This window comes from Dolichospermum lemmermannii CS-548 (assembly GCF_028330815.1).
GTDB lineage: Bacteria > Cyanobacteriota > Cyanobacteriia > Cyanobacteriales > Nostocaceae > Dolichospermum > Dolichospermum lemmermannii.
On sequence record NZ_JAQMTJ010000292.1, the window covers coordinates 1 to 9,813 of the forward strand.

Below are 9,813 nucleotides of genomic sequence, written 5' to 3' on the forward strand. Positions count from 1 at the left end.
GATTAGACAAAGGTTTGATATCACTGATTTGATTTTCCGAAAGGTAAAGTTCAGTCAATTTAGTCAAACTAGACAAAGGTTTAATATCGCTGATTTGATTTTTTGAAAGGACAAGAGAATTCAAATTAGTCAAACTAGACAAAGGTTTGATATCACTGATTTGATTTTTTGAAAGGACAAGAGAATTCAAATTAGTCAGACTAGACAAAGGTTTAATATCGCTGATTTGATTATTATCGAGGTAAAGTTCAGTCAAATTAGTCAGATTAGACAAAGGTTTGATATCACTGATTTGATTTTCCGAAAGGTAAAGTTCAGTCAATTTAGTCAAACTAGACAAAGGTTTAATATCGCTGATTTGATTTTTTGAAAGGTAAAGCAAAGTCAATTTAGTCAAACTAGATAAAGGTTTGATATCACTGATTTGATTTTCCGAAAGGTAAAGTTCAGTCAATTTAGTCAGACTAGACAAAGGTTTTATGTCGCTGATTTGATTTGTATAAAGGAAAAGTTTAGTCAAATTAGTCAGATTGGACAAAGGTTTTATGTCGCTGATTTGATTTTCCCAAAGGGAAAGATAAGTCAAATTAGTCAGATTGGACAAAGGTTTTATGTCGCTGATTTGATTTTCCCGAAGGTCAAGAGAAGTCAAATTAGTCAGACTAGACAAAGGTTTGATATCCCTGATTTTATTTTTTAAAAGGTTAAGAGAAGTCAATTTAGTCAACATTTGATTAGCTTGACTACAATTTTGTGTTTTGGCAACTTTTAATAATGCTTCTACCGTTCCTCTGGTCTGTTGAGGTAAACTGGCTTTTTTTTGACACCATTCTGTAAAAGTCTTGGGTGTTTTTGCAGGTGCAGCAGTAACTTTTGGTGTGTACAATCCTAAAGTCAAGGTAAAAATAGTGGCCGCTACTAAAGCTAGTTTCATGATTTTGCAAGTTATACAAAAAAGACACAGTAATTCTACCATCTTCCAACTTGCAAAATAAGTCTGCTTTTAGCTATTTTTCGGACGTTTGAGGGGAATAGAATTAATCGGACCAAGAATTTGATTTAAATCCCGTAATTGTTCAGCCGTACCCATACAAATTAATGTATCTCCCGACATTAAAACAGTATCTCCAGTGGGACCACCAATGAGTTTACCATCAAGACGACGAATTGCCAGAACTAATGCGCCTGATTGCGATCGCAATTTCGCTCTTTGTAAACTTTGACCAACGAAGGGACACCTATCGGAATCTAGTAAAAATTCTTCCATATATAACTGACGGTCTGTACCAGAAAGCATCCCATCTACAAAGTCTAAAATTTGCGGTCTGAGGGCTGCTGCTGCCATGCGTTTGCCGCCAGTAATATACGGTGAAATTACGGCATCTGCACCACCACGCTGTAACTTTTGTACCGCTTCTTCCGTACTAGCGCGAGCGATCGCTCGAATGTCTGGATTCAGAGTTTTTGCTGATAAAACAGTATATAAATTTTCCGCATCTGAAGGTAAAGCCGCCACAATACAAATTGCTTTAGTAATACCAACTTTTAACAAAGTATCATCTAACGTCGCATCACCTTGAAAAACAATGTAACCAATTTCCTGAGCTTTTTGGACAGATTCAAGTTCCGAATCAATAATGACAAAAGAAACAGCTTCAGCCTGAAATTCCTTAGCAATTTGTCGCCCAGTGCGACTAAATCCACAGATAATATAATGTTCTGATAATGATTCCATTAAACGCCTTTGTTGTCGGAGTCGAATTCCTTCTAGAAAATAACCTTCAATGACTGCGGCTGTAAATCTATTAACAATATAAGTAAGATTCACCACACCCATTAAAATTAAGACAATGGTAAATAAACGCCCTCGACTACCTAATGGGTGAGTTTCTCCATAACCGACAGTTGCTAGAGTAATTACAGTCATGTAAGCTGCATCTTCCCATTTCCAGCCCTCAACCAGGGAATACCATAAAGTCCCGATTAGGAAAATACCAGCTAAAGCAAGCGCCCCAGCCATTAATTCTTTTTGAATCCGTTGATATTTTTGTTCAAGGGTAGAATACACAGGCAATTAAAAATTAGGAGTTCAGGAGTCAGGAGTCAGGAGTCAGGAGGAAGAAAGAAGAAATAAGGAATAAGGAATAAGGAATAAGGAATAAGGAAGAATATGAGAAAGTGATAGTTTTTTGATAGTTTTAAAGATTATTCCTTGCACCTTATTCACATTTTATTTCCCTATAACTCTTGATTTATCAAGGTTTTATATTTATATGGTTAACATCACGCTACGCTATCAGCAAGTCCGAATTAAGAATTAAAAAACTTCTAATGTAAGGATTCACAATAAATAATATTTGCACAATCATGGGTAATTTTTTTCTTGACTCCTTCTTCCTTCTTTTTTTCTCCTGACTCCTGACTCCTGACTCCTGACTCCTGACTCCTTCTTCTTGACTCCTGACTCCTGACTCCTTCTTCTAAAATCATCAAAAATTTTGTTCATATTTCCCAGAACCTAGTAAAGTATTACGATAAAAGCTTTTCAGGAGTAGCGGTAGTGAGCGTGCAAACTCTAATTGAACAAGCCACGAACCCCTTGGAGTCAGGTATTATGCCATCTACACCTTTTGATGTTGATAGCTTCGATGCGGCTGTCATGTCCACTTATGGACGGTTTCCTTTGGCTTTAGAACGGGGTGCTGGTTGCCGTGTTTGGGATAGTCAGGGCAACGAATATCTGGATTTTGTCGCGGGCATTGCCACTTGTACTCTAGGACACGCCCATCCAGCAATGGTAGAGGCTGTAACTAGACAAATCCAGAAATTGCATCATGTTTCCAATTTGTACTATATTCCTGAACAGGGTGAATTAGCTAAATGGATTGTTAATCATTCCTGTGCAGATAGAGTATTTTTCTGCAATTCTGGCGCTGAAGCCAACGAAGCAGCAATTAAACTAGCGCGGAAATATGCCCACACTGTCCTAGAAATTGCCCACCCAATCATTTTAACTGCCCATGCCAGTTTTCACGGACGGACTTTAGCCACTGTGACTGCCACTGGACAACCAAAATATCAAAAGCATTTTGATCCTTTAGTTCCTGGTTTCCATTATGTAAATTACAACGATATTAGAGCAGTGGAAGCCGCTGTGACTGAATTAGACGAAGGTAATTATCGGGTCGGGGCAATTTTAATTGAACCATTGCAAGGGGAAGGTGGCGTTCGTCCTGGAGATATTGCTTACTTTAAGCGATTACGGGAGATTTGCGACGAAACCGGTATTTTGTTGATTTTCGACGAAGTACAGGTTGGTATGGGACGCAGTGGCAAATTATGGGGTTATGAACATTTGGGAGTAGAACCAGATATTTTCACCAGTGCGAAAGGTTTGGGCGGTGGTATTCCCATCGGTGCGATGATGAGTAAGAAATTCTGCGATATTTTTGAACCAGGAGAACACGCAAGTACATTTGGCGGTAATCCCTTTGTTTGTGGTGTGGCGCTGAGTGTGTGTGAGACTTTGGAAAAAGAGAATATTTTAGATAATGTCAGAGAACAGGGCGCACATTTACGAGAAGGATTAAGAGCGATCGCTCGTCAATATCCTCAGCATATCTCAGAAGTACGCGGTTGGGGTTTAATTAGCGGCATGGAAATCAAAGCCGATATTCCCTTAACTGCTGCTGAGGTTGTCAAAGCTGCTATGGCAGAAGGTTTATTACTTGTTCCCGCAGGTCCTAAAGTAGTGCGGTTTGTTCCCCCTCTCATTGTCACAGAGGCAGAAATCAAGCAAGCATTAGAAGCTGTAGAAAAAGCATTAGCTAAACTAACAGCATAGGTAATTAAAAATTCGTAATTTGTAATTTAATAATTATCAATTACGAATTTTTCATCTTGATAATTTTCAACATATCAATTTGGAATAAATTAATCAAAAAATGCGATAAAATGGAATAATATATTTTTCATTAATACACAACGAAGCTATGCCAGAAACAAAATCTACTCATACAGTCCGCAGAGGCAGAATCTTCCCAGAAATTCAATGGACTCAAGAACAGAAAGCACAATGGCAGACTGAACGGGAAACATTGTCTCAAAACTGTAAAATAATTTTTGAGCAGTTACAAGCAGAACTCATTAAAACTCACTATAACTGGTACATAGCAATTGAGCCAAATAGCCGTGAATATTTTATTCATGAAGATCCCTTATTAGCCGCACAACAAGCACATCAAAAATACCCAAACGTCAAACTGCACGTTTTCCGAATTAATGAAACTGGAGTATGTGGCAAAATATGATCTTGGGTAAATTTGGTGATGAGGATGAATTATTTTTTGAGATAGATTTGATAGCTGCTGATGGATTAGAACTATCAGTAGAAGCTCTTTTGGATACAGGGTTTTCTTGGTGGTTAGCAATCAACAACCAGGACATAGAAGCACTTGGGTGGATATATTTAGAACAACAAACAATGGTAACAGCCCAGGGTGATGCGGAATTTGAAATCTATTTAGGAAAAGTACAAATTGATGGACAATATTTTAATATTCCTGTCCATGTGGGACAAGGATTACCGGAAATTTTACTTGGTCGTCAATGGTTGAAAAATAGACGTTTGGTAGTAGATATATCATCTTGTATATTAACGCTAGAATAAGACATACTACAAATAAAAGAAAGACTTTTCAAATATTACCAATATCATTCATTATCACATCTAAGATTAATTATCATGAAATGCAATAAAATATTTAGATTAAGTTCTCTCAGGACTTCCATTCATCTAGACGGCTGTAATGTTACCCATTATCAAGAACTGCATAAATTCTCTTCTGAAGCCGAAGCCGAAGCTTTTTTTAATGAAAGTATTCAAGAATTACTCACACACGGTTGGTATGATATCGAATCTGTGACCGTAGACGAAAATAACAAAGATTTCACTCCAGATGAATTGTATGGAATGTTCTTAGAATTAAAAAATCAAGTAGATGAATTTGCCAATGCCATTATCAAACCTTATATAGAAATTACTCCATCTTCAACAACAGAAACTACCCTATGGCAAAGTAAATTTGGTGGTTTACCCTACCTTCCTAAAAATACGACCTATCCTGAAGCCCCAGATGGTACACCCCTCCATCTTTTAGCACAAATCAACTTTTCGGAAACGCCGAATTTAGAAGATTTACCAGAAAAAGGGATTCTTCAGTTTTATATTGAAGCATCAGGTCAAACAGCTTATGGAATTGAAGAATATCCCCAATTAAAACAAACTACCTTTCGAGTTATTTACTTTCCAGAACCAGATTTAAATATTGATAATCTTCTAGATAATTTTGATTTTTTACCTCCAGGAATAGGTTTGCCATTATTAGACTGTCTGGGTTTGAATTTCGCTATTAAATCAACTCCCATGAGTGCATCAGATTATCGGTTTAGAAACTTAGTTAAAAGCCATTTTCCCATTTTTCAACAAAGTAATTTAACTAAAGCAATGGAAAATTCTTTAGAAGAACTTGTAGATGATTTTATCAATGAGTATGAAGAAAAATATGAGGAATCATTAGGAGGACACTGTTTAGGAGGATATCCCGCATTTGTGCAAAATGATGATCGTGCAGATTTGCAGGAGGAGGAAGGTTATGATTTTCTGCTATTACAAATGAACTCTGATGATGAGCATTCAATCATGTGGGGAGATGAGGGAGTTGGTAACTTTTTTATTCAGCCTTCTGCATTGAAACGGTTAGATTTTTCTAAGATTTTGTACACCTATGCTTGTTGTTGAAATTAGGTGAATTAGGCTTTTCTAGGATTAAATAAACCTAATATTATCTGAGATACCTATTCTGTAACTTTCAGAATTAAGCAAGTAGTAAATAAAATTTGTTCAAATACTAACCCAATTTAGGTAGTTAATTGAACTCTAAGCATAAACGTACTTTTAGTTCGTTTTCACATTTTGATGCTTTGTATAAGATTCAAGACGTACTTTTAGTTCGTTTTAGTTTTTATGAGTTTTGAAAGATATAAAGAAGTTAAACAGCTTTTTGGTGATAGAGTCCAAGCCCTTCGCAAAGACAGAGGTATTACACAAGAGCAGTTAGCAGAGGATATTGATAAATCCGTTGAGCATATTAGCTACATAGAACGAGGTGAACGCGCTCCGTCTTTTGAAACAATTTTAGATATTGCTGAAGCCCTGAAAGTGTCAGTACCATACTTAATGAATGTCACACCCCAAACAGATATCAGTACAAACTTTCTCACTGAATTACAAACTCCGGTAGTTCTTCCCTCTCTTGTTGAACCTGTTAAGGAAGCAGTTAACACAACTAAAGAGCGCCGTTCAGATTTAGAACGATTACAGACAGCACTTGGGGCTATTCAGGAATTACAGAGTCTGGCAAATGAGTATGGTATTAATGATGTTTTTCAAGACAATGGAGGGAAAGTTCTTCAAGTTTTAATCTTACTTGGTTTGCGGATATCACCTGGACGTGAAGGAAATGATGCAATTGATGCAGAAAAAAATGAATATGAATTAAAAACAATTAATAAACTTTTAAGTAAAAGTGTCACCACAAATCATCATCTTAACCTTGATATCTTAGCCAAATATCGTGCTGTAAAAGCTTGGTATATTGCTGTTTATGAAGGAATTTTATTAAAAGCTATATACAGAGTTGACCCTACTTCACTTGAAACTAAGTTCAGTTACTGGGAATCTAGAATACGTGGAGGAATGGAATCTATTAATAACCCTAAAATCCCTTTAAGTTTAATAGAAAAAGAAGGTGAGTTGGTTTATCCTAAACAGAATTAACAAACAATTCCAGAAAATTTGCCAATTTGAAGTAACCTTCATAATTTCAGAGATAATTGCTTTGAAGTAGTTAAACAAACAGATTCTTTTTGAGCAAGAAGACATTCATAAAGAGTCAGAACATCCTTCGAGCTTTGAGTTTTATCTAGAAACCGGAAAGCTGAAGATGCTAAATAAGATGCTTCTTTTTCAAAAGCCATCCAACTTCTTTCTAGCTGTTCAGCTACAAAACCTGTAGTATTTGAGCCTGCAAATATATCTACAACTTTATCTCCAGGATCAGTCAAAAATTTAATGAAAAACATTGGCAACTTTTGAGGAAATCTCGCTGGATGAGGGGGTATGGAAATAGATTTACATAATTGAATATAACTAGAATTACTTTCAGTATTTGCAATCTCTAACAAATTTGATGGTATAGCACCACCATTATCAGTAGCAAAATTCTTACTGATATCATGGCCTGAAGGTCTTTCTTTCGGTGTATAGTATTTTTGAGGATCTGCCTGTAGCTTCTTCATTCGCTCAGAGTAAGGGACTAAAACATTACTAACATTTGCTTTAGGATGATCAGTTTTTGAGAGCCACCAGACGGTATTTACAGAGTCCTTTGCTCGAATTTTTCGCTTATTAACCCACTCAATTGGTGAAGGTAGTTTAGCTGGGTTATACCAAAAAAATTCTTCAGCCAGTCTAAATCCCAATTCATCACAAAGTTTAATTAAAACCCGATAGTTATAGAGAGAGCGAACTGGACGTTTACTTTCATAAGCTCCACCTAAATCAAGTACGAAACTACCAGTTGAATTCAGAACTCGATAAACTTTTTTGGAAAACTCAAGCAACCAATCAACATAATCTTCCTGCTCTACATTGCCATAAGCCTTTTTGCGTTGCAAGGCAAAAGGTGGTGATGTCAGCACTAAATCTATTGAGTCAGATTCCAGTTGATCCAGCAATTGTAGGGAATCACCAAGATAAGCCGCACCGCAGTCTGTAGTATATAGTGGATTGGTAAGAACCATTGTCAGACGCACTAAGAGTTGGTTCTATAACTATAATCCTAAAATATCAAAACGACATATTTTTGGTATCAGTTCTTGTAAAGGCCTACACATAGTGAAAGATTGTGCCATTGACGGCACGGCATTGTATGAACAATGCCAGAAAAGGATATTCGTAACCTTTACCGCTTTATAGACTGGGTTATGATGTTACCAAAGGCATTAGAAGCGGACTTTTGGCAAGATTTTAAACAATTTGAAACAAAATAGTACAAATTAACTTCATCATAGCTTAATTGTTTCTAGTTGGTTCAAGGCAAAAACAACCAAAATTATCTTATTTTGTCTCTGATATTGCATAAGCATTGCGAAAATAAAAACATTAATCTATCATCACTTATTAATGTGTGGTGTGCAAGCAAAGATGATCAAGTTAATAACAAGAATATTACTGGTATCTGTAGTTAATTTAACTTATGCCTTATTTAGTCATGCTATAGCTAATGGCGAAAATGTTGATTCATCAGAGATAGAACAAGTTACATCAGTTTCTCAATTAAGAGATGTAGAACCCACAGATTGGGCATTTCAGGCTTTACAATCTCTAGTTGAACGATATGCTTGCATTGCTGGATATCCCAATGGAACTTTCCGAGGAAATCGAGCTTTAACGCGCTATGAATTCGCTGCTGGTTTAAATGCTTGTTTGGATAGAGTTAATAAATTAATAGCCACAAGCACAAGTAACGCAGTCACAAAAGAAGATTTTAGTAAATTACAAAAATTAGGAGAAGAATTTGCTGCTGAATTAGCCACACTCCGGGGAAAAGTAGATACTTTAGAGGCAAAAACCACAGAACTAGAAGCAAATCAATTTTCCACAACTACCAAACTATTTGGACAAGCAATTTTTGGTATTCAAGGACGGAGTGAAAATAGTGCAGATTTGTCACCAAAAGATGGGATTAAAGAAACAATAGATAACGGGACAAAAATTAACGTTATTAGTAATCTTCAACTAACACTACTTACCCAATTTAAAAACCGCAGCTTTTTAGTAACAGGATTACAAGCTGGTAATGGGGGTACAGCTAGTTTCAATGCCCCCCGAATCACCAACGATACCCGATTAGCTTATGAAGGTAATACAGATAATAGCTTAGTTTTAACTGACCTCAATTATCGGTTTTTAGTAGGTGATAAAGTAGCAGTAATCGTTGGTCCAGCAGGGGTTAATCCTATCAACACTTTTCGGGGAGCAAACCGGATAGAAAGTGCAGGTAAAGGTCCAATTTCTGCCTTTGCTCAACGTAACCCAATTTTAGCAATTGGTAATGGTACAGGTGGTTTAGGCTTTGATTGGCAAATGAATAAACGAATTAGTTTACAAGCAGTTTATACAGCAAGTAAACCCGCCGATAATAGCCAAAATGCCGGATTATTTAATGGAGGAAATGCCACCGGAGTACAATTAAATTTTGCTCCTACTAATAACATTAATTTAGCACTAAATTATATTAATTCCTACTCGACTACAGGATTTTTAGGAACTGGAATTGGTGATGATTTATTGGCTTATACACTTACAGGTAATAGTCCTCTCACAACTGATGCTTTTGGTGCTACTGCATCTTGGCAGGTTAATCCTAAGTTGACAATTGGTGGTTGGGGTGGTTTTACGACTTCTCGTATACCTGGACAATCAGGGAGTGTAAAAACTAATAATTGGATGGCTTTTCTCAACCTTCCCGATTTATTGGGACAAGGAAATTTGGGGGGGATTTATGTAGGACAACCTCCGAAAATTGTTAGTAGTGATTTACCAACAGGTAAGTAGAACGGCTTGAATAATTCAAAGTTTGTAGTGAGGAATTTATTCCTCATTTGAGGGCTGAAGCCCTCACTACGAAATCATCTCCAGATTTTTTACATTACTTAATATACTTTGATTTATTTTCGTCTACTTACTTA

10 protein-coding genes are annotated in these 9,813 nt (G+C 36.5%); 6 read left to right on the forward strand and 4 right to left on the reverse strand.

Going from position 1 to position 9,813, the window contains the following annotated elements; genetic code table 11:
- The 3 genes from PN450_RS20260 to PN450_RS20270 all read right to left on the reverse strand — a co-directional run.
- Nucleotides 1-934: leucine-rich repeat domain-containing protein (locus tag PN450_RS20260; RefSeq protein ID WP_271837365.1), on the reverse strand; the 934-nt coding region annotated here is incomplete at its 3' end.
- A gap of 69 nt (nucleotides 935-1,003) precedes the next feature.
- Complete coding sequence (locus tag PN450_RS20265; protein WP_271837366.1) at nucleotides 1,004-2,068, reverse strand: potassium channel family protein; 1,065 nt, start codon at nucleotides 2,066-2,068, stop codon at nucleotides 1,004-1,006.
- 260 nt (nucleotides 2,069-2,328) lie between these two features.
- The gene (locus tag PN450_RS20270; protein ID WP_271837367.1) at nucleotides 2,329-2,490 is read right to left on the reverse strand and encodes a hypothetical protein; all 162 of its coding nucleotides are present in this window, start codon (nucleotides 2,488-2,490) and stop codon (nucleotides 2,329-2,331) included.
- A 70-nt stretch (nucleotides 2,491-2,560) separates the two neighbouring features.
- On the opposite strand from PN450_RS20270, the gene PN450_RS20275 reads away from it, so the two are divergent.
- From PN450_RS20275 to PN450_RS20295, 5 genes are all read left to right on the forward strand, one after another.
- Nucleotides 2,561-3,844 (forward strand): aspartate aminotransferase family protein, encoded by a 1,284-nt coding sequence (locus PN450_RS20275; RefSeq protein WP_271837368.1) that lies wholly within the window; start codon nucleotides 2,561-2,563, stop codon nucleotides 3,842-3,844.
- A 148-nt stretch (nucleotides 3,845-3,992) separates the two neighbouring features.
- Nucleotides 3,993-4,310, forward strand: a complete 318-nt coding sequence (locus tag PN450_RS20280; RefSeq protein WP_015078959.1) for a hypothetical protein — start codon at nucleotides 3,993-3,995, stop codon at nucleotides 4,308-4,310.
- Nucleotides 4,295-4,669, forward strand: coding sequence for an aspartyl protease (locus PN450_RS20285; RefSeq protein WP_334311504.1), 375 nt, complete (start codon nucleotides 4,295-4,297; stop codon nucleotides 4,667-4,669). The genes PN450_RS20280 and PN450_RS20285 overlap by 16 nt, the downstream gene beginning before the upstream one ends.
- 75 nt (nucleotides 4,670-4,744) lie before the next feature.
- Nucleotides 4,745-5,800 (forward strand): YwqG family protein, encoded by a 1,056-nt coding sequence (locus PN450_RS20290; RefSeq protein WP_271837369.1) that lies wholly within the window; start codon nucleotides 4,745-4,747, stop codon nucleotides 5,798-5,800.
- Between the two features lie 225 nt (nucleotides 5,801-6,025).
- Nucleotides 6,026-6,838, forward strand: a complete 813-nt coding sequence (locus PN450_RS20295; RefSeq protein WP_148763040.1) for a helix-turn-helix domain-containing protein — start codon at nucleotides 6,026-6,028, stop codon at nucleotides 6,836-6,838.
- 38 nt (nucleotides 6,839-6,876) lie between these two features.
- On the opposite strand, the gene PN450_RS20300 is transcribed toward PN450_RS20295, so the two are convergent.
- Nucleotides 6,877-7,863 carry a DNA-methyltransferase gene (locus PN450_RS20300; protein WP_271837370.1) on the reverse strand — a complete coding sequence of 329 codons (987 nt, stop codon included), beginning with the start codon at nucleotides 7,861-7,863 and terminating at the stop codon, nucleotides 6,877-6,879.
- A gap of 403 nt (nucleotides 7,864-8,266) precedes the next feature.
- Between PN450_RS20300 and PN450_RS20305 the strand changes: the two genes are divergently transcribed.
- Nucleotides 8,267-9,679 (forward strand): iron uptake porin, encoded by a 1,413-nt coding sequence (locus PN450_RS20305; protein WP_271837371.1) that lies wholly within the window; start codon nucleotides 8,267-8,269, stop codon nucleotides 9,677-9,679.
- Nucleotides 9,680-9,813: the final 134 nt, after the last annotated feature.